Raw genomic sequence first — 18,209 nt, forward strand, 5'->3', positions numbered from 1 at the left:
CGGTATGTGGTGCCTCCTCTTCTCGGGGAGGGAGTTATGTCCCCCCTCCTCCTCCCCCCGGGGGAACATTGGCCCGTTCCCTTGCCCCCCCCCCCCCTCCCCCCTGGGCCCGTTCGTTCCCGCCCCGCGTGACGGTGCTCAGCGCCGTCCGATTCTGATACAACCGCATCATCGCGGAGGTTGACGGTGGCAGGGGGCCGGCGGACAGCAGGCGGCTCCCGTCGGCACCGGCTTGAGGTCGACGAGGTAGCCGTCCACGGCGTCGGTGACGCAGGCGTTGCTACGCCCGTAGGCCTCGGGGTCCTTGGGGTGCGGTACGTCGAGGCAGTTGACGGCCCCGGGCACCTCCCCGCCGGTACCCGGCACGCTACGAAGCGGGGGCGGGGCGGATGGCCAGGCCGGGCCGGCGGCGGTGGACGGTGAGGTAGACCAGGCCGTCCGCGTCCGCGGCGAGGGCCCGCCGGGCGCCGTGCGGCAGCCAGGCCGTGCACCCGGGTGCGAGGGCCTGTCGACCGTTGGCCGTCTCCAGGCGGCCGCTCCCGTCGAGCACCTGGACGAGGACGTCGAGGTCCGGCTCCACGTGCTCGGCGACCTCCGCGTTCGGCGGGAGACGGATGATGTTCGCGTCCAACTGGCGCCCCTCCTCGGCGAGTCGCCACAGCGCCCCGCTCCGGTCGGCCGGAGCGTCGTGGAGCAGCGACTCCAACTGGGTGAGCACACCGGGCCCGGGGTTGGGCGTCAAAGCGGCCTCCTGCAGGTGAGTGGGGTACGGCGGGATCGACCTGCGGATTCTACGGAAGGGCGGGTGCGTCCGGTCAGTCGTCGGCGAGCAGCCGGGCGACGGCGGCGTCGACGTCGAGGTGGTCGGATTCCGATCCCGCGGGCACCAGCGCGAAGGACTCCGAGAGGAACGCGGTGACGGTCTCCCCCGGGGCGCTGAGCACGGCCGCGTTGCCGGTGGGCCCCCGCAGGGTGATGAGGACCTCGCCCTCCGGACCCGGACGGACCGTCACGTCGCCCCTGCCGACGGGCCCGTGCCGGCCCTCGTTCAGCAGTTCACGGCTGAAGTACCAGCACACCTGGGCGCTGTCGCCCGTGCACCGGCACGGAGTCAGCGGAAAGGCCAGGCAGGCCGCGTACGGCAGGCTGGCATCGAAGCGGAGTTCGGCGTCGACGGGGACGTCGGGCAGCGCGCTGTCCGGGAACGTGACGGGCACCGGGCGGACCGTGGACAACTGCATCGAATCGGCCTCCTGTGATCACGACGGGCCGGCTCGGGGCGGACCGGCGCACCTGAGGGGCGCCTACCCGGTGCGCCGACGGGAACCGCGCGGGGCCGGAACCTCCACAACCCCTTCGCACACCGTGAGCGGACCGTCCCCGCGCGGCTCAAGCCCCGGCCCTCACTGTCACCCGTGGGAATGAAACTCCGGACTGTTCGGGGGCCTTGGCCTGGCCGTGGCGGCCCTGTCCGCCGGGATCCTCGACATACGTGCTCGGGTCAGTGCCGTTGCACTGGGATTCAGTGAATCCCAGTGATTCGCCCATTGCTGGGCGAAGGTCCCCGTCTGATCCGGGCGGGGGCCGCCCGGTGCGGGGTGGACGCTTCACGGCCACCTGCCGGGCGAGGCCCGGTCTTACGGTCGGCTCCACGTCCGTTTACCGTCTCCGGGCCATTCCCGGCGACGTGCCACTTCACCAGGGCGGCGGGGTTGAGCGCGGCGTTCTCGTCCCGGTCGATGACCAGTCCGCACGCCCCGCAGTTGAACGTACGTACCCGCAGCGGCAGTTCGGGTTTCACTGCCTGGCATCCGGAGCACGTCTTGGAACTGGGGAACCACCGGTCGGCGACCTCAAGACGGCCACCGTTCCACACCGACTTGTAGCTGAGCTGGCGGCGGATCTCACCGAACCCGGCATCGGAGACCGCGCGGGCAAGCGTGCGGTTCCTGACCATCCCGGCGACGTTCAGGTCTTCCACCACGACCGTGCCGTACTCGCGAGCCAGCTCGGTCGTCAACTTCTGGATGCCGTCACGGCGCAGGTTCGCCACCCGGTGGTGCACCCCGGTTGCGGGCGTCGTTCGCGCGCTGCCACCGCTTCGACGGCCGCTGCCCGGTACGGCGGTTGGGACCCTGGCGGCGCGATACCGTGCGGGACAGGCGACGCAGTTTCCGCAAGGCCGCATCGTAGTGGCGCGGGTTGTCGGCGGCCGGTCGGCCGTCGGAGAACACGGCGAGGGTCTTTACGCCGAGGTCCACGCCGATCACCGCGTCCGGCCGGGCCGGCACGGGTTCGGCTCGCTCCACCTCCACCGTGAACGACACGAACCATCGCCCGGCCTCCCTGCGGACCGTCGCCGATTTGATCAGCGCCGTCCCCCGCTCGACCCTGCGGGCCGGCTTACGCGTGGACTCGTGCGTCTTGATCCTGCCGAGGACGGGCAGCACGACATGCGTGCGGCCGTCCAGCCGTATCGCCCCGGTCGTGAACCGGCACGACGGGTTCGCCCTCCGCTGCGACTTGAAGCCGGGAAAGCCCACACGCGGGCCCTTGCGCTTGCCACGCCTGGAGTCCTGCCAGTTCTTGAGTCCGGTCGCGAGCCGGTCAAGGCCGGTTGCGTAAGCCTCCTTCGAGCACTCCGCCCACCACGGCGCGACATCCGCCTCGGCCGTGTTCCACGCCTTGCGGAGCGAGTACACCGACCACGAAAGCGCGGGCGTCAAGTCGTCGTCGGCGATTCCGTAGGACTTCTCCGCCTCCCGCTGCGCCAGGTTCGCCTTCACCCGTGCCAGGCCCCAGTTGTAGGCCACCCGGGCCGCACCGGCATGACGCAGCAACGCATCGACCTGACGCGCAGTCGGGTCGAGCGCGAACCGGTACGCCTGCGTCACGATCAGCCAGACGACCGTACCGGCCGCCACCCGCAGCCGGGAGAAATGCTCGAATTATTGAGGAATGCTGATGAAATTGACAACAGCTGGCAACCCCCTTCCCGAACGGAGCCCCGACATGACCAGCCCCCGCTCCTTCCGGGCAGCCGCCGCGCTCCTGCGCCCGGCCGTCCTCACGGTCGGCTGACCGGCCATGGCCCTTCCGGAAGGCCGAAGGCTCACCCACCTCGTCCTGCGCCTGCTGGCCGCCGCCGGACTCGCCGTGGACGCGGCCGTCCACGCCCGGCTCGCCGACCAGTACGACGCCGTCGGCGACTCCATCACCCAGGGCACCCTGTTCCGCGCCGAGGCCGCCGCCGCGAGCCTGGCCGTGGTCCTGCTGATCCTGTGGCGGCACCGGTCCGGCGACCTCTTCGCCTGGGCGGTCGCCGCCTCCGGGCTCGGCGCTCTGCTGCTCTACCACTACGTGGACGTCGGCGCCCTCGGGCCGTTGCCGAACATGTACGAGCCGTTCTGGTTCGGCGACAAGACGCTCGCCGCCCGGGCCGAGGGGACCGCCGTCGTCGCCCTGACCGTCCTGCTGCTCGGTCGCCGCCGGCGCTGGTTCTGAGCGAGCGCCGCCGCCCCGCCGCCCGAGTGAACGGGCGGCGCGGCGGGGCGGCCGGGCCGGGGGCCGGGCGGGTCCGGGGTCATGATCTCCGGGTTCCCGGAGGCCCTCACCGTCGGAGGCGGACATGCGGATCCTGCTCCTCGCCAGCGCGTTCAACAGCCTCAGCCAGCGGCTGCACGCCGAACTGCGCGACCGGCGCCACGCGGTGGACTTCCAACTGGCAGGTGACGACGACGAGTTGACGGACGCGGTTGACCGCCTGCGGCCGGACCTGGTGATCGCCCCGATGCTGCGCACGGCGATCCCGCAGGACGTCTGGTCGGAGCTCACCTGTCTGATCGTCCACCCCGGCCCGCCGGGCGACCGCGGCCCCTCCTCCCTCGACCGGGCGATCCAGGACGGCCGCGCCGAGTGGGGCGTCACCGTGCTCCAGGCCGAGGCGGAGATGGACGCCGGACCGGTCTGGGCCTGGGCCCCCTGCCGGCTGCCCGCGTGCGGCAAGAGCGACCTGTACCGCAACGAGGTCTCCGACGCGGCCGTGGCCGCCACGCTGCTCGCCGTGGAGCGCGTCGCCTCGGGCGCGTACCTGCCGCAGCCGCAGCACGGCCCCGGCTGGCGGGAGGCGGTGCGCACCCGGCCCTTCCTGCGCCAGCAGGAGCGCCGGATCGACTGGGCGGGCGACTCCACCGAGGCGGTGCTGCGCAGGCTCCGTGCGGCCGACTCCCAGCCCGGGGTGCTCGACACGCTGTGCGGCGGCGATTGGTACCTGCACGGCGGCCACCGCGAGCCGGTGCTGCGCGGCCGACCGGGCGAGTTGCTCGCCACCCGGGCCGGGGCGGTGTGCCGGGCTACCCCGGACGGCGCAGTGTGGATCCCCGAACTTCGCCGCCGCCGCACGCCCGGCGGGCCCGCCACGTTCAAGCTCCCGGCGGTGACGGCCCTCGGCGCCCTGCTGCCGCCGCTGCCCGAGGTGGCGGCACCGCTGGTGCCCGGTGAGCACGAGGGCCCGGCGTGGTCGGACATCCGCTACCGAGAGGACGGCCCGGTGGGCTTCCTGCGCTTCTCGTTCCCGGGCGGCGCGATGTCCACCGACCACTGCCGACGGCTGCTGGCGGCGTACCGCTTCGCCGTCGCCCGCCCGACCTCGGTGCTGGTGCTCGGCGGCGGCCGGGACTTCTTCTCCAACGGCATCCACCTCAACGTCATCGAGGCCGCGCCGGACCAGGCGGCCGAGTCCTGGGCCAACATCACCGCGATGGACGACCTGGTCGACGCGGTGCTCACCACCACCGACCGCCTGGTGGTCGCCGCGGTCGCGGGGAACGCCGCGGCCGGCGGCGTGATGCTGGCCCTGGCCGCGGACGAGGTGTGGTGCCGGGGCGGTTCCGTCCTCAATCCGCACTACCGGCTGATGGGGCTGTACGGCTCGGAGTACTGGACGTACACCCTGCCGCGCCGGGTGGGCGCGGCGGCGGCCGAGCGGCTGACCCGGCAGGCGCTCCCGGTATCGGCTGCGGCCGCCGAGCGGATCGGCCTGGTCGACCGCGTACTGGACTGCGGGCCGCAGGAGTTCGGGCCGAGCGCGGCCCGCCTGGCCGGGCTGCTCGCGGCCTCGCCCACCACCCAGCACCGGATCACGGCGAAGAAGGCCGCGCGCGAGGCCGACGAGCGGGCGAAGCCGCTGGACGCGTACCGGGAGGAGGAGCTCGCGGTGATGCACCGGCAGTTCTTCACCCCCGAATCGCCGTACCACGCGCTGCGGTCCGCGTTCGTCCGCAAGCGCCCCGCGCCCACCGGGCCCGCCGCGCGGACGTGACCCGAACGGCCCCGCCCGTTTGCGTCCTCGGGGGGAACCCGGTCGGGTCTTTGGACCGGCGTTCGATCCGATCGGTTGCTATGACTGGTTTCGAGCCATTTCGTCCGGCTCCCATCCCCGAGGAGGCATCCTCATGGGTGCTGCAACAACCGACACCGACGTGGTGCACATTCTCTGGATCAACGCCGGCCTCAGCTGTGACGGCGACTCCGTCTCGCTGACCGCCGCGATGCAGCCGAGCATCGAGGAGATCGTCACCGGCGCGCTGCCCGGCCTGCCCAAGGTCGCGGTGCACTGGCCGCTGATCGACTTCGAGTGCGGCCCGGTCCAGGGCGCGGACAACTTCGTCGAGTGGTTCTTCAAGGCCGACCGCGGCGAGATCGAGCCGTTCGTCCTGGTCGTCGAGGGATCCATCCCCAACGAGAGGATCAAGAAGGAGGGTTACTGGTGCGGCTTCGGCGACGATCCCGCCACCGGCCAGCCCATCACCACCAGTGAGTGGCTGGACCGGCTCGCCCCCAAGGCGACCGCCGTGGTGGCGATCGGCACCTGCGCCACGTACGGCGGCATCCACGCGATGGCCGGCAACCCGACCGGCGCGATGGGCGTGCCGGACTACCTCGGCTGGGACTGGAAGTCCAAGGCCGGACTCCCGATCGTCTGCGTGCCCGGCTGCCCGATCCAGCCCGACAACTTCGCCGAGACGCTCACCTACCTGCTCTACCAGCTGGCCGGCTCCGCGCCGATGATCCCGCTCGACGACAAGCTGCGCCCCGCCTGGCTGTTCGGCGCCACCGTGCACGAGGGCTGCGACCGCGGCGGCTACTACGAACAGGGTCAGTTCGCCACCGACTACGGCACCCCCGAGTGCCTGGTGCGGCTCGGCTGCTGGGGCCCGGTCGTCAAGTGCAACGTCGCCAAACGCGGCTGGACCAACGGCATCGGCGGCTGCCCGAACGTGGGCGGCATCTGCATCGCCTGCACCATGCCGGGCTTCCCGGACAAGTTCATGCCCTTCATGGACCCGCCGCCCGGCTCGCGCGTCTCCACCGGAGCCAGTACCACCTACGGATCGCTGGTCCGGCGGCTGCGCGCGATCACCCAGAAGACCGTCGACAAGGAACCGAAGTGGCGCCGCACCGGCCGCCACCTGGCCACGGGCTACCGCCCGCCCTGGTGACAGGGGAGGGCCGCACGCCGCCCCGGTGTGCGGCCCCGTCGACCTCCGCCCCGCTCGTAGACCCGCAGACCCCGTAGACCCCACAGACCCCGTAGACAAGGACACGCAGACACGATGGCAACACCGACGACCAGGGCGGCCGGCGACGGCAGTGGCCTGACGGAGATGTCCTGGGACCCGATCACCCGGATCGTGGGCAGCCTGGGCATCCACACGAAGATCGACTTCAAGCAGAGGAAGGTCGCGGAGTGCTACAGCACCTCCTCGGTCTTCCGCGGCTACAGCGTCTTCATGCGCGGCAAGGACCCGCGAGACGCGCACTTCATCACCAGCCGGATCTGCGGGATCTGCGGGGACAACCACGCCACCTGTTCCGTCTACACCCAGAACATGGCGTACGGGGTGAAGCCCCCGCACCTCGGCGAGTGGATCATCAACCTCGGCGAGGCCGCCGAGTACATGTTCGACCACAACATCTTCCAGGAGAACCTGGTCGGGGTCGACTACTGCGAGAAGATGGTCCGTGAGACCAACCCCGGCGTCCTGGAGCTGGCCGAGCGCACCGAGGCCCCGCACGCCGGCGACCACGGGTACAAGACGATCGCCGACATCATGCGCTCGCTCAACCCGATCGAGGGCGAGTTCTACCGCGAGGCGCTCCAGGTCAGCCGGTACACCCGGGAGATGTTCTGCCTGATGGAGGGCCGCCACGTGCACCCCTCCACGCTCTACCCGGGCGGCGTCGGCACGGTCGCGACGGTACAGCTGTTCACCGACTACCTGACCCGGCTGATGCGCTACGTCGAGTTCATGAAGAAGGTCGTGCCGCTGCACGACGACCTCTTCGACTTCTTCTACCAGGCGCTGCCCGGTTACGAGGAGGTCGGTCGGCGCCGGATCCTGCTCGGCTGCTGGGGCAGCCTCAACGACCCGGACCACTGCGACTTCACCTACCGCAACATGACGGACTGGGGTCGCAAGATGTTCGTCACCCCCGGTGTCGTCGTGGACGGCAAGCTCGTCACCAACGACCTGACGCAGATCAACCTCGGCATCCGGATCCTTCTCGGCAGCTCCTACTACGAGGACTGGCAGGGCAAGGAACTCTTCGTCACCCACGACCCGCTGGGCAACCCCGTCGACCCCCGGCACCCGTGGAACCAGCACACCATCCCGCAGCCGCAGAAGCGCAACTTCGACGACAAGTACAGCTGGGTGATGTCCCCGCGCTGGTTCGACGGCAAGGAGCACCTCGCCCTCGACACCGGCGGCGGCCCGATCGCCCGTCTGTGGTCCACCGCCCTGTCCGGGCTGGTCGACATCGGCTACATCAAGGCCACCGGCCACAGCGTCCGGATCAACCTGCCCCGCTCGATGACCAAGCCCGAGGTCACCTTCGAGTGGAAGATCCCGCAGTGGAGCAACGCCATCGAGCGCAACCGCGCCCGCACCTACTTCCAGGCGTACGCGGCCGCCGCCGCCCTGCACTTCGCCGAGAAGGCGCTCGACGAGGTCCGCGCCGGGCGCAGCCAGACCTGGGAGCGCTTCGAGGTGCCGGACGAGTCGATCGGCTGCGGCTTCACCGAGGCCGTGCGCGGCGTGCTCTCGCACCACATGGTGATCCGCGACGGCAAGATCGCCAACTACCACCCGTACCCGCCCACCCCGTGGAACGCGAGCGTCCGCGACAGTTACGGCACGCCCGGCCCGTACGAGGACGCGGTGCAGAACACGCCGATCTTCGAGGAGAACTCCCCGGAGAACTTCAAGGGCATCGACATCATGCGCACGGTGCGCAGCTTCGACCCCTGCCTGCCCTGCGGGGTGCACATGTACGTCGGCAACGGGCGCACCCTGCAGACCATGCACGTGCCCACCGGCCTGAGCGGGCTCACCGCATGACGGCCGAGCAGACCGGGCTGCGGATCCAGGAGGCGCTGGACGCCCTGGCCGGCAGCGGCGCCGAGCGGGCGGGCGAGCAACTGGTCCGCGACCTGATGGAGTTCTACGGCGAGGGCCTGACCCGGCTCGTCCCGGCCCTTCCCCCGCCCGCCCTGGAAGGGATGCTGGACGACCCCGCCGTGGCCGCCCTGCTGCTCCTGCACGACCTGCACCCCGAGGACGTCACCGCCCGGATCGACCGGGCGCTCGCCGCCCTGCCCGAGCGGATCGAGGTGCTCGGCTTCGAACCGGCCACCGGCACCCTGCGGCTGCGCCGGACCTCCTCCGGCTGCGGCTGCGGGGAGCAGGACGTCGAGGCCGTCCTCGCCTGCCACGCGCCCGAGGTGACGGCCCTGGAGCTGGAGCGCGCCCCGCAGCTGCTCCAGATCGGCACCCGCCCGCCGCTGCCCGCGGAGGCGCGGTGAACACCCGAAGGGTCTCCCGCGACGGGACCGCCCTGCTGCTCCGACTGCGCGAGCCGGCGCCGCCGCGGCCCGAGCAGTGCGCCTTCTGCGGCCGGGACCTGGCCGCCGGCCACCGCCACCTGGTGGACGTCGAGGACCGCTCCCTGGCCTGCACCTGCACCGCCTGCGGACTGCTGTTCCAGGAGCCCGGCGCGGCCGGCGGCCGCTACCGCAGCGTGCCGGACCGCTGCCTGGTCGACCCGGACGGTGCGGTGGACGAACGGGCCTGGTCGGTACTGGGGATCCCGGTCGGCACCGCGTTCCTGTTCCGCGACGCCGTCCTGGACCGGCTGCTCGCGTTCTACCCCGGCCCGGCCGGCGCCACCGAGAGCGAGGTGGACGAGGAGGCCTGGGAACACGCCCTCGGCGGCAGCCGGCTGGCCGCAGCCCTGGAACCGGACGTGGAGGCACTGCTGCTGCGCCGCACCGACCGGCGGGTCGAGTGCTTCCTGGTGCCGATCGACCTCTGCTACGAGCTGGTCGGCCGGCTGCGGCGGTGCTGGCACGGCTTCGACGGCGGGGCCGACGTGCGGGCCGAACTCGACGCCTTCTTCGAGCGGTTGGCCGCCCGGGCCCGCCCGCTGCCCGCGGCGGTGACGGCGTGAGCGAACGAAGTGAGCGAACCGTCGAAAGGTGGGCGTTGCGCGAAGCGCTCGCCGAGCGCAGCGAGGTGGGCGCATGAGCGCGCTGGGCTTCAGCTGCACCGGCGTGCGGTCCGACCCGTACGCGGCCGCGCCGACCCTGGTGTTCCGGCTGCGGATCACGGCGCCGGCCGACATCCGGGTGCACGCCCTCGCCCTCCAGTGCCAGCTGAGGATCGAACCGGGCCGGCGGTCGTACGCCACCGGGGAGGGCGGGCGGCTGGGCGACCTGTTCGGCGAACGGGAGCGCTGGTCGAGCACGCTCAACCCGATCCAGTTCGCCACCGTGCCGCTGCTGGTGCCCGGCTTCACCGGCGAGACCGAGGCCGACCTCGCGGTGCCGTGCGGCTACGACCTGGAGGTGGCCTCCGCCCGCTACTTCCGGGCCCTGGACGGCGGCGAGGTGCCGCTGCTGCTGCTCTTCTCCGGCACCGCCTTCGCCGGCCCCGGCGGCTTCCAGGTCACCCCCGTGCCCTGGGACCGGGAGACCCGGGTGCGGATGCCGGTGCGGGTCTGGCGGGAGGCGATCGACCAGCACTTCCCCGGCTGCGGCTGGCTGCGCCTGCCGGAGGACGTCATGGACGACCTGCTGGCCTACCGCTCCCGGCGGGCCCTGCCCTCGTGGGAGGCGACGGTGCGGGAACTGCTGAACGCGGCGGCGGTCGGGGAGGGGGCCCGGTGAGCGGATTCCCCGACGGGATCGAGCGCGGCTTCGCGGCCGCCCGGCAGATCGCCGACGCGGTGCTGCTGGAAGGCTACGTGCTGTACCCGTACCGCGCGTCGGCGGCCAAGAACCAGCTGCGCTGGCAGTTCGGCGTCCTGGTACCGCCGGAGTACACCAGGCAGGGCGGCGAGCACTCCCACCAGCGCACCGAATGCGTGATGGAGGCGCGCCGCGACGACCGGCTGGCGGTCGAGCTGCGCTTCCTGCGGGTCCAGCACCGCACCGTCGAACGGGTCTCCGCCACCGGCGGGTTCGAGCCCGTGGAGCGGCTGGAACTCGCCGACCGGGTACTCGTCGAATGGGACGAGGCTGTCGAGGAGAGGATCGAACTCCTCTTGCCCGTCGACGAGTTGAGCGACGAAGGAGTGCAGCGGGGGTTCCGGCTGCCGGGCGTCGGCGGCACGGAGCTGCTGCACGAGCACGGCACCGCCGTCGGACGGCTGCTGCGGCGGCGCGAACAGATCGACGGCCTGGTGCGGTTGAGGGCCGAGGAGCTGTCCGGCCCGTACCGGGCGCAGCGGCTGACGGCGGTGGTGGAAAACACCTCCGACTGGACGCCGGACCCGCAGGTCCGACGCGAGGAGGCGCTGCCGCGTTCCCTGGTCTCCGTCCACCTGCTGCTCGGCCTGGAGCGGGGCCGGTTCCATTCGGTCACCGACCCGCCCGAGTGGGCCCGGCCGGTCGTCGAACGCTGCCGCAACGAGCGCACCTGGCCCGTCCTGGCCGGCCCGGACGGCGGGTCCCAGGTGATGCTGTCCTCGCCGATCATCCTGGAGGACCACCCGCGGATCGCCCCGGAGAGCCTCGGCGCCCTGTACGACGCCACCGAGATCGACGAGATCCTGGCGCTGCGGACAGCGGCCCTGACCGAGGACGAGAAGCGGGAGGCCAGGGGCACCGACGAGCGGGCCGGGGCGGTGATCGACCTCGCGGAGTCCATGCCGCCGGAGGTGCTGGAGCGCCTGCACGGGGCCGTCCGCGGGCTGCGCGAGATCACCGGCGGCGCCGGCGGTGCGGAGCAGCCCTGGTGGGACCCGGGCAACGACCCGCAGGTCGACCCCGAACGCGACCGGGTGCTGGTCGACGGCCACCCGGTCGGCGCCGGCAGCCGGGTGCTGCTGCGGCCCGGACGGCGGCGCACCGACGCCCAGGACCTCTTCCTGGACGGGCGCATCGGTGTCGTCGAGGCGGTGCTGCACGACGTCGACGGTTCGGTGCACCTGGCCGTCACCGTCGAGGACGACCCGGGCGCGGACCTGTGGCGGGCCCAGGGACGCTTCCGATACTTCCAGCCCGACGAGGTCACTTTGCTGGAGGAGTCGTGACGGGTGGGACCGTGCTGGTCGCCGGGGTGGGCAACATCTTCCTCGGCGACGACGGGTTCGGGGTCGAGACCGTCCGGCGGCTGTCCACCCACCCGCTGCCCGACGGCGTCGAGGTGGTCGACGTCGGCGTGCGCGGCGTGGACCTCGCGTACCGGCTGCTCGACGGCTACCGGACCGCCGTGCTGGTGGACGCCACCTGCCGCGGCGGGGCACCCGGCACCGTCTACCTCATCGAGGCGGCCGCCGGGCCGCTGGAGGTACCGGTGCTGGACGGGCACCGGATGGGGCCGGACGCCGTGCTCGCACTGCTCGCCACGCTCGCCGCCGGTACCGGCGGCGAAGCGCCCGGGCGGGTGCTGGTGGTCGGCTGCGAGCCGGCGTCGCTGGAGGAGGGCATCGGGCTGAGCGAGCCCGTCGCCGCCGCCGTCGAGGCGGCGGTCCAAGTGGTCCTGCGGGTCGTGGACGAGGCCACGCAGCCGGAGAAGGAGACAACACCATGCTGAGGAAGCTGTTCTGCGCGGCCCTGTTGGCGGCGATCGGCGCGCTGGTCTGGCAGAGCCTGCCGGACCTCAAGCGGTACCTGAAGATCTCGCGGATGTGAGGCCCGGATTGCTGCGAACGGTGCAGCCCCGGGCGCGGTGGCGGCGCGGCTTCGAGTCGTGGCCGCCACCGCCCCCTGTAATGGGGCCCGTTGCCGCCCGCCGTGGGAAGAGACCGATGCACGAGATGTCGATCGCCGCCGCCGTCGTCGAGCAGGTGGACGCGGCCGCGCGCGACCACGGGGCCCCCGGGGTGGCGCGGGTGCGGCTACAGGTGGGCGAGTTGGCCGGAGTCGTGGCCGAGGCCCTCGACTTCTGCTTCGAACTGGCCTGCGCCGGAACGCTGGTGGAGGGCGCGGTGCTGGACACCGAGACCGTCGCGGGGCGGGCCCGGTGTGCGCCCTGCGCCGTCGAGTGGGCCGTCGGCATGCCACCCGACCTCGGCTGCCCGAGCTGCTCCGGAGGCGGCGGAGTCGAGCTGCTGTCCGGGCGCGAGCTCCAGATCCTCGCCGTCGAATGGGCCGGGCGCCCGGGCGCACCGGCGGAACAGAAAGGCTGACGCGATGTGCCAGACGGTCGACCTGCGCCAGGCGGTCCTCGCCCGCAACGACGACAGCGCCCGCGAACTGCGGACGGCGCTCACCGCCCGGGGGACGGTCGCGGTGAACCTGCTGTCCAGCCCCGGCAGCGGCAAGACCGCCCTGCTGGAGGCCGAGTTGGGGCTGGCCCGGCGGCGCGGGGTGGCGGTTGCCGCGCTCACCGCCGACCTCGCCACCGAGAACGACGCGCTGCGACTGGCCCGTTCGGGCGCGCCGGTGAAGCAGGTGCTCACCGACGGGCTCTGCCACCTGGAGGCGCGGATGCTCGCCGGGCACCTGGACGGCTGGCTGCCGCAGGACTGCCGGCTGCTGTTCGTGGAGAACGTCGGCAACCTGGTCTGCCCGGCCTCCTACGACCTCGGCGAATCGTTGCGGGTGGTGCTGGCCTCGGTGACCGAGGGCGAGGACAAGCCGCTCAAGTACCCGACCGCGTTCGGGCTGGCCAACCTGGTGCTGGTGACCAAGGCGGACCTCGCCGCGGCCGCCGAGTTCGACGAGGCGGCGTTCCTGGCGAACGTCCAGCGCGTCAACCCCGGTGTGGAGGTGGTGCACACCTCGGCCCGGACCGGCGACGGCGTCGGGGCGCTGCTGGAACGGGCGCTGGCGGTGCTGGACGGCGCCGAGCCGCACCGGCCGGTGATGGCCGTCGCTTCGCACGGGCACGGGCACTCGCACGGGGGTCACCACCACGCGGCGCAGGCGCCCCGGTGACGGCCGGTCACCCGGAACTCGACCGCGAGCGGCGGCGGGTCGTCGTCCGAGGTCTCGTGCAGGGGGTCGGCTTCCGGCCGTTCGTCTTCACGCTGGCCGGCGAACTCGGGCTGGCCGGCAGCGTCACCAACACCGGCGAGGGCGTGCTGGCCGAGGTCGAGGGCAGCCGGGAGGCCCTGGACGCCTTCTGCCTGTGGGGGGCCGGCGACGCGCCCCCGCTCGCCCAGGTGGCCTCGGTCGAGTACGCGCCGCTCGCCGCGACCGGCGACAGCGGCTTCACCATCACCCCGTCCCGCGCCGACGGCCCCCGCGCCACCCTGATCCCGCCGGACGTCGCCGTCTGCGCCGGCTGCCTGGCCGAACTCGCCGACCCGGCCGACCGGCGCCACCGGCACCCGTTCATCAGCTGCACCAACTGCGGCCCCCGGCACACCATCGTCACCGGCCTGCCGTACGACCGCGCCAACACCACCATGGCCGGGTTCCCGATGTGCGCGGACTGCGAGCGGGAGTACACCGACCCCGCCGACCGCCGGTTCCACGCCCAGCCCGTCGCCTGCCACGCCTGCGGGCCGCGGCTCGCGCTGACCGTCCCCGGAACCGCCGGGCGGGCGGGGGAGGAGGCGCTCACCGAGGCCCGCCGACTGCTGGCCGACGGGGCGGTCCTCGCCGTCAAGGGCATCGGCGGCTACCACCTCGCCTGCGACGCGCGCCTCGCCGAGACCGTCGCCCTGCTGCGCCGGCGCAAGCGGCGCGGCGACAAGCCCTTCGCCCTGATGGCCCGTGACCTCGCCACCGTCGAGGGCCTGCTGCCGGTCGGCCCGGTCGAGCGGGAACTGCTCACCGGCCCGGTGCGGCCGATCGTCCTGCTGCGCCGCACCCTCCCGTCGACGCCCGAACTCGCGGCGGTCGCCCCGGGCAGCCCCGACCTCGGCGTGATGCTCCCGTACACGCCGCTGCACCACCTGATCCTCGCCGCCCCCGGACCGGACCTCCTGGTGATGACCAGCGCCAACCTCTCCGGCGAACCGATCGTCACCGACGACCGGGAGGCGCTGGGCAGGCTCGCTCCGCTCGTCGACGGCTGGCTCACCCACGACCGGCCGATCCACGTGCCGTGCGAGGACTCCGTGGTGCGGGTGGTGGACGGCGAACAGCTGCCGCTGCGCCGCTCGCGCGGCTACGTCCCGCTGCCGCTCCCGCTGCCGGTATCCGTCCGCCCGGTGCTGGCGGTCGGCGGCGACCTGAAGAACAGCTTCGCGCTGGCCCGCGACGGCTACGCCTGGCTGTCCGGGCACATCGGCGACATGGACGACCTGGCCACGCTGCGCGCCTTCGACCGCGCGGTCGAGCAGCTCGGCACGGTGAGCGGGGTGCGGCCCGAACTGCTCGTCGCCGACCGGCACCCCGGCTACCGCTCGGTCCGGCACGCCGAGCGGACCGCCGCCGGCCGGCCGGTGCGCCGGGTGCAGCACCACCACGCCCACATCGCCGCGGTGATGGCCGAACACGGCCTGGACGGCGGACGGCCGGTGCTCGGAGTGGCCTTCGACGGCACCGGCTACGGCGAGGACGGCGCGATCTGGGGCGGCGAGGTGCTGCTGGCGGACTACGACGGATTCCGCCGCCTCGCCCACCTCGGCTACGTGCCGCTGCCGGGCGGGGACGCCGCCGTCGAGCGACCGTACCGGACGGCGCTGGCGCACCTGCGTGCGGCCGGGCTGCCCTGGACGCCCGGGCTGCCGCCGGTCGAGGCCTGCCTGCAGCAGGAACTCCGCCTGCTGGAACGACAGTTGGAGCGCGGGTTGAACTGCGTGCCGACGTCCAGCATGGGCCGGCTCTTCGACGCGGTGTCCTCGCTCGCAGGGGTCTGCCACCGGGCTGGCTACGAGGCGCAGGCTGCGATCGAACTGGAGGCGGCGGCGGTCGGGTTCGGCCCGGCGGCGGGCTACGGGTTCGGGCTGTCGGCGGCGGCGGACGGTTGGATCGCCGACCCCGGGCCGGTGCTGGCCGGGGTCGTGGCGGACGTGGCCGCCGGCGCCTCCGCCGGGCTGATCGCCGCGCGCTTCCACGCCGGGGTGGCCGATGTCGTCCGGCGGATCTGCGTGGCCGTCCGGGAGGAGTGCGGCACCGCGACGGTGGCGCTCAGCGGCGGCGTCTTCGCCAACGCGCTGCTCTCCTCGGCCTGCGCGAGCGGCCTCGGAGAGGCCGGCTTCACCGTGCTGCGGCACCGCCGGGTGCCGCCCAACGACGGAGGGCTGGCGCTCGGCCAGCTGATGGTGGCCGCCCGGTCGTCGGCCACCCGGGAGGAGTGAGAGCGGATGTGTCTGGCGGTGCCCGGCAGGGTGACGGAGATCGAGGAGCGGGACGGGACCCGGATGGCGGTCATGGACTTCGGCGGGGTGGTCAAGGACGTGTGCCTGGAGTACCTGCCCGACCTGCAGGTGGGGGAGTACGCGATCGTCCACGTGGGCTTCGCGCTCCAGCGACTGGACGAGGAGTCGGCCCGGCGGACTCTGGAGCTGTTCGAGGAACTCGGGCTCCTGCAGGAGGAGTTCGGCGACCCGTGGGAGGCGGCGGGGGAGTGGGACGCGACACGAGCGGCTGAGGAGGCCGGACGGTGAAGTACCTGGAGGAGTTCCGCAACCCCGAGCTGGCGGAGGGCCTGCTCGCCGACATCAGGGCGACGGTCACCCGGCCGTGGGCGCTGATGGAGGTGTGCGGCGGCCAGACGCACAGCATCATCCGGCACGCCATCGACCAACTCCTGCCGGACGAGGTCGAGTTGATCCACGGGCCGGGCTGCCCGGTGTGTGTCACCCCGCTGGAGGTGATCGACCGGGCGCTCGCGATCGCCGCCCGGCCGGAGGTCGTCTTCTGCTCCTTCGGGGACATGCTGCGGGTGCCCGGCACCGACCGGGACCTCTTCCGGGTCCGCGGTGAGGGCGGCGACGTCCGGGTGGTGTACTCGCCGCTCGACGCCCTGCGGATCGCCCGGGAGAACCCGGACCGGGAGGTCGTCTTCTTCGGCATCGGCTTCGAGACCACCGCCCCGCCGAACGCCATGGCCGTCCACCTGGCCAGGAAGCAGGGCCTGCGCAACTTCAGCATGCTGGTCTCGCACGTCCGGGTGCCGCCCGCCATCGAGGCGATCATGGACTCGCCGGACTGCCGGGTCCAAGGCTTCCTCGCCGCCGGGCACGTGTGCAGTGTGATGGGCACCGCCGAGTACCCGGCGCTCGCGGAGCGCCACCGGGTGCCGATCGTCGTCACCGGCTTCGAACCGCTGGACATCCTGGAGGGCATCCGACGCACCGTACGGCAGTTGGAGCGCGGGGAGCGCACCGTCGACAACGCCTACCCGCGGGCCGTCCGACCCGAGGGCAACCCGGCCGCCCGCGCCATGCTGGAGGACGTCTTCGAGGTGGCCGACCGCTCCTGGCGGGGCATCGGCGTCATCCCGCGCAGCGGCTGGCGGCTGGCGCCGCACTACCGGGACCACGACGCCGAGTACCGCTTCGACGTCGCGGGGATCGCCACCAGGGAACCGGCCCAGTGCCGGGCCGGCGAGGTGCTGCAGGGGCTGCTGAAGCCCCACCAGTGCGAGGCCTTCGGTACGGTCTGCACCCCGCGCACCCCGCTCGGCGCCACCATGGTCTCCAGCGAGGGGGCCTGCGCCGCGTACTACCTCTACCGGCGGCTGAGCACGCCGGTCACGCCCCAGGAGGCGAGTCCCGTTGGCTGACACCGAGATGCTGCTGGAGAAGTCGGCCGCGCCGGACTTCTCCGGCTGGAGCTGCCCGCTGCCGCTGCGCGACCATCCCCGGGTGGTGATGGGGCACGGGGGCGGCGGGGCGATGTCCGCCGAGCTGGTGCAGAACCTCTTCGCGCCCGCGTTCGGCGGGCGGATGCTGGAGGGGCTCGGTGACTCCGCCGTCCTGGAGCTGGGCGGCGCCCGGCTCGCCTTCTCCACCGACTCCTACGTGGTGCGGCCGCTGTTCTTCCCCGGCGGCTGCATCGGCGACCTCGCCGTCAACGGCACGGTCAACGACCTCGCCATGAGCGGGGCACGGGCGGCCTACCTGTCCTGCGGCTTCATCCTGGAGGAGGGGGTGGAGATGGCCGTGGTGGACCGGGTGGCCCGGGCGCTCGGCGCCGCCGCCCGTACGGCCGGGGTCGAGGTGGCCACCGGCGACACCAAGGTGGTCGAGGCCGGGCACGGGGACGGCGTCTACCTGAACACCGCCGGCATCGGGCTCGTCCCGGCCGGGGTCGACATCCGGCCTCAGCGGGCCCGCCCCGGCGACGTGGTGATCCTCAGCGGGCCGATCGGACTGCACGGAGTGGCGATCATGAGCGTCCGGGAGGGCCTGGAGTTCGGCGTCGAGGTGCGCAGTGACAGCGCGGCGCTGGGCGGGCTGGTCGAGGCGATGCTCGCGGTGACGCCCGATCTGCACGTGCTGCGCGACCCCACCCGCGGTGGGCTGGGCGCGTCACTGAACGAGATCGCGGTGGCGGCCGGGGTGGGCGTGGGCTTGAGCGAACGCGCCGTCCCCGTCCCGGATCCGGTGGCCAACGCGTGCGCGGTGCTGGGCCTGGATCCGATGTACATCGCCAACGAGGGCAAGCTGGTCGCCTTCGTCCCGCGCGGCGAGGCCGACGCCGTGCTCGCCGCGATGCGCGCTCATTCGCTCGGCGCGGAGGCGGCGGTGATCGGCGAGTGCGTCGAGGAGCACCCCGGGATGGTCGTCGCCCGCACCGGATT

The 18,209-nt window shown here is 73.0% G+C and carries 21 protein-coding genes; 16 read left to right on the plus strand and 5 right to left on the minus strand.

The window, feature by feature from the left end; translation table 11 throughout:
- Positions 1-168: 168 nt before the first annotated feature.
- From ACFQ87_RS37905 to tnpB, 5 genes are all read right to left on the minus strand, one after another.
- Complete coding sequence (locus ACFQ87_RS37905) at positions 169-366, minus strand: hypothetical protein (protein WP_380615485.1); 198 nt, start codon at positions 364-366, stop codon at positions 169-171.
- A 1-nt stretch (position 367) separates the two neighbouring features.
- Positions 368-742 carry a cupin domain-containing protein gene (locus ACFQ87_RS37910; RefSeq protein ID WP_380615486.1) on the minus strand — a complete coding sequence of 125 codons (375 nt, stop codon included), beginning with the start codon at positions 740-742 and terminating at the stop codon, positions 368-370.
- Positions 743-815: 73 nt separating this feature from the next.
- Positions 816-1,241: an SsgA family sporulation/cell division regulator gene (locus ACFQ87_RS37915; protein WP_380615487.1), complete on the minus strand. Its 426-nt coding sequence runs from the start codon at positions 1,239-1,241 to the stop codon at positions 816-818.
- Positions 1,242-1,522: 281 nt separating this feature from the next.
- The gene (locus tag ACFQ87_RS37920; RefSeq protein ID WP_380615488.1) at positions 1,523-2,053 is read right to left on the minus strand and encodes an RNA-guided endonuclease TnpB family protein; all 531 of its coding nucleotides are present in this window, start codon (positions 2,051-2,053) and stop codon (positions 1,523-1,525) included.
- On the minus strand, positions 2,034-2,924 hold the full coding sequence (tnpB, locus tag ACFQ87_RS37925; protein ID WP_380615489.1) for an IS607 family element RNA-guided endonuclease TnpB: 891 nt from the start codon (positions 2,922-2,924) through the stop codon (positions 2,034-2,036). The genes ACFQ87_RS37920 and tnpB overlap by 20 nt, the downstream gene beginning before the upstream one ends.
- Before the next feature lie 163 nt (positions 2,925-3,087).
- Here tnpB and ACFQ87_RS37930 point away from each other — a divergent pair, with 163 nt between their 5' ends.
- The 16 genes from ACFQ87_RS37930 to hypE all read left to right on the plus strand — a co-directional run.
- Complete coding sequence (locus ACFQ87_RS37930; RefSeq protein ID WP_380615490.1) at positions 3,088-3,504, plus strand: hypothetical protein; 417 nt, start codon at positions 3,088-3,090, stop codon at positions 3,502-3,504.
- 124 nt (positions 3,505-3,628) lie between these two features.
- Positions 3,629-5,320: an enoyl-CoA hydratase-related protein gene (locus ACFQ87_RS37935; RefSeq protein ID WP_380615491.1), complete on the plus strand. Its 1,692-nt coding sequence runs from the start codon at positions 3,629-3,631 to the stop codon at positions 5,318-5,320.
- A 133-nt stretch (positions 5,321-5,453) separates the two neighbouring features.
- A complete protein-coding gene (locus tag ACFQ87_RS37940; RefSeq protein ID WP_380615492.1) occupies positions 5,454-6,500 on the plus strand; it encodes a hydrogenase expression protein HypE in 1,047 nt (348 codons plus the stop codon).
- A gap of 114 nt (positions 6,501-6,614) precedes the next feature.
- Positions 6,615-8,402, plus strand: coding sequence for a nickel-dependent hydrogenase large subunit (locus ACFQ87_RS37945; protein WP_380615493.1), 1,788 nt, complete (start codon positions 6,615-6,617; stop codon positions 8,400-8,402).
- Complete coding sequence (locus ACFQ87_RS37950; RefSeq protein WP_380615494.1) at positions 8,399-8,866, plus strand: thioredoxin; 468 nt, start codon at positions 8,399-8,401, stop codon at positions 8,864-8,866. The genes ACFQ87_RS37945 and ACFQ87_RS37950 overlap by 4 nt, the downstream gene beginning before the upstream one ends.
- Positions 8,863-9,510, plus strand: coding sequence for a DUF5947 family protein (locus ACFQ87_RS37955; RefSeq protein WP_380615495.1), 648 nt, complete (start codon positions 8,863-8,865; stop codon positions 9,508-9,510). Before ACFQ87_RS37950 ends, ACFQ87_RS37955 begins: the two co-directional genes overlap by 4 nt.
- Positions 9,511-9,583: 73 nt before the next feature.
- Entirely contained in the window at positions 9,584-10,228 is a 645-nt protein-coding gene (locus tag ACFQ87_RS37960) for a DUF6084 family protein (RefSeq protein ID WP_380615496.1), read from the plus strand.
- Positions 10,225-11,595, plus strand: coding sequence for a hypothetical protein (locus ACFQ87_RS37965; protein WP_380615497.1), 1,371 nt, complete (start codon positions 10,225-10,227; stop codon positions 11,593-11,595). The genes ACFQ87_RS37960 and ACFQ87_RS37965 overlap by 4 nt, the downstream gene beginning before the upstream one ends.
- Entirely contained in the window at positions 11,592-12,098 is a 507-nt protein-coding gene (locus ACFQ87_RS37970; RefSeq protein WP_380615498.1) for a hydrogenase maturation protease, read from the plus strand. Before ACFQ87_RS37965 ends, ACFQ87_RS37970 begins: the two co-directional genes overlap by 4 nt.
- Positions 12,092-12,196 carry a DUF6893 family small protein gene (locus ACFQ87_RS37975; protein WP_380615499.1) on the plus strand — a complete coding sequence of 35 codons (105 nt, stop codon included), beginning with the start codon at positions 12,092-12,094 and terminating at the stop codon, positions 12,194-12,196. Before ACFQ87_RS37970 ends, ACFQ87_RS37975 begins: the two co-directional genes overlap by 7 nt.
- 116 nt (positions 12,197-12,312) lie before the next feature.
- Positions 12,313-12,693, plus strand: a complete 381-nt coding sequence (locus ACFQ87_RS37980; protein ID WP_380615500.1) for a hydrogenase maturation nickel metallochaperone HypA — start codon at positions 12,313-12,315, stop codon at positions 12,691-12,693.
- Positions 12,694-12,697: 4 nt separating this feature from the next.
- Positions 12,698-13,444: a hydrogenase nickel incorporation protein HypB gene (gene hypB / locus ACFQ87_RS37985; RefSeq protein ID WP_380615501.1), complete on the plus strand. Its 747-nt coding sequence runs from the start codon at positions 12,698-12,700 to the stop codon at positions 13,442-13,444.
- Positions 13,441-15,759, plus strand: a complete 2,319-nt coding sequence (gene hypF / locus ACFQ87_RS37990) for a carbamoyltransferase HypF (RefSeq protein WP_380615502.1) — start codon at positions 13,441-13,443, stop codon at positions 15,757-15,759. Before hypB ends, hypF begins: the two co-directional genes overlap by 4 nt.
- A 6-nt stretch (positions 15,760-15,765) precedes the next feature.
- Complete coding sequence (locus ACFQ87_RS37995; RefSeq protein WP_380615503.1) at positions 15,766-16,068, plus strand: HypC/HybG/HupF family hydrogenase formation chaperone; 303 nt, start codon at positions 15,766-15,768, stop codon at positions 16,066-16,068.
- Positions 16,065-17,189, plus strand: coding sequence for a hydrogenase formation protein HypD (hypD, locus tag ACFQ87_RS38000; protein ID WP_380615504.1), 1,125 nt, complete (start codon positions 16,065-16,067; stop codon positions 17,187-17,189). Before ACFQ87_RS37995 ends, hypD begins: the two co-directional genes overlap by 4 nt.
- A 7-nt stretch (positions 17,190-17,196) precedes the next feature.
- Positions 17,197-18,209: hydrogenase expression/formation protein HypE (hypE, locus tag ACFQ87_RS38005; protein WP_380615510.1), on the plus strand; the 1,013-nt coding region annotated here is incomplete at its 3' end.

Origin of the sequence: Kitasatospora sp. NPDC056531 (assembly GCF_042794375.1) — a bacterium.
Classification (GTDB): Bacteria; Actinomycetota; Actinomycetes; order Streptomycetales; family Streptomycetaceae; genus Kitasatospora.

What these genes read in the sequence shown, in the direction of transcription:
- ACFQ87_RS37980 (WP_380615500.1), top strand. Translation starts at nt 12,313, where the DNA reads ATGCACGAGATGTCGATCGCCGCCGCCGTCGTCGAGCAGGTGGACGCG.
- ACFQ87_RS37945 (WP_380615493.1), top strand. Translation starts at nt 6,615, where the DNA reads ATGGCAACACCGACGACCAGGGCGGCCGGCGACGGCAGTGGCCTGACG.
- ACFQ87_RS37935 (WP_380615491.1), top strand. Translation starts at nt 3,629, where the DNA reads ATGCGGATCCTGCTCCTCGCCAGCGCGTTCAACAGCCTCAGCCAGCGG.
- ACFQ87_RS37950 (WP_380615494.1), top strand. Translation starts at nt 8,399, where the DNA reads ATGACGGCCGAGCAGACCGGGCTGCGGATCCAGGAGGCGCTGGACGCC.
- ACFQ87_RS37975 (WP_380615499.1), top strand. Translation starts at nt 12,092, where the DNA reads ATGCTGAGGAAGCTGTTCTGCGCGGCCCTGTTGGCGGCGATCGGCGCG.
- ACFQ87_RS37930 (WP_380615490.1), top strand. Translation starts at nt 3,088, where the DNA reads ATGGCCCTTCCGGAAGGCCGAAGGCTCACCCACCTCGTCCTGCGCCTG.
- ACFQ87_RS37995 (WP_380615503.1), top strand. Translation starts at nt 15,766, where the DNA reads ATGTGTCTGGCGGTGCCCGGCAGGGTGACGGAGATCGAGGAGCGGGAC.
- ACFQ87_RS37940 (WP_380615492.1), top strand. Translation starts at nt 5,454, where the DNA reads ATGGGTGCTGCAACAACCGACACCGACGTGGTGCACATTCTCTGGATC.
- ACFQ87_RS37915 (WP_380615487.1), bottom strand. Translation starts at nt 1,241, where the DNA reads ATGCAGTTGTCCACGGTCCGCCCGGTGCCCGTCACGTTCCCGGACAGC.
- ACFQ87_RS37960 (WP_380615496.1), top strand. Translation starts at nt 9,584, where the DNA reads ATGAGCGCGCTGGGCTTCAGCTGCACCGGCGTGCGGTCCGACCCGTAC.
- hypB (WP_380615501.1), top strand. Translation starts at nt 12,698, where the DNA reads ATGTGCCAGACGGTCGACCTGCGCCAGGCGGTCCTCGCCCGCAACGAC.